General features: G+C 48.3%; 1 pseudogene. It reads left to right on the forward strand.

The window, feature by feature from the left end:
- Positions 1 to 370, forward strand: a pseudogene (locus tag A7589_RS22405) (FMN/FAD transporter); the annotation flags it as partial.
- Positions 371 to 472 lie beyond the last annotated feature (102 nt).

The raw sequence follows: 472 nt of genomic DNA on the forward strand, positions 1-472 counted from the left end.
TATGGCGTCGTTTTATACCCAGGATCCCCAGGTTAAACACGTGGTTGTGATTCTTATTTGGCTAAACGCGTTGTTTATGCCTATTTGGTCCGCCTCATGGGTATTACCTGCGGGTTTTAAAGGTGCTCGTGATGCCCGCTATGCCATGTGGGTTTCTATGTTGAGCATGTGGGGATGCCGAGTGGTAGTAGGTTATGCGCTGGGAATTATGCTTGGCTGGGGCGTGGTTGGCGTTTGGATGGGGATGTTTGCCGATTGGGCCGTGCGTGCTGTGTTGTTTTACTGGCGGATGGTGACCGGGCGCTGGCTATGGAAATATCCTCGCACTGAACATGAAAAGTGTGAAAAAAAGCCAGCCGTGTCGGAATAAACGACAAAACGCAGAATATTTCAGCAAACGATTTCAAAATTAAAAAACAGGCTTTGACAATGCGGATAGGCATCGTTAATATTCGCCCCGTTCTCACGATTC

Origin of the sequence: Escherichia sp. MOD1-EC6475 (assembly GCF_003046645.1) — a bacterium.
Taxonomy (GTDB): Bacteria; Pseudomonadota; Gammaproteobacteria; order Enterobacterales; family Enterobacteriaceae; genus Escherichia; species Escherichia ruysiae.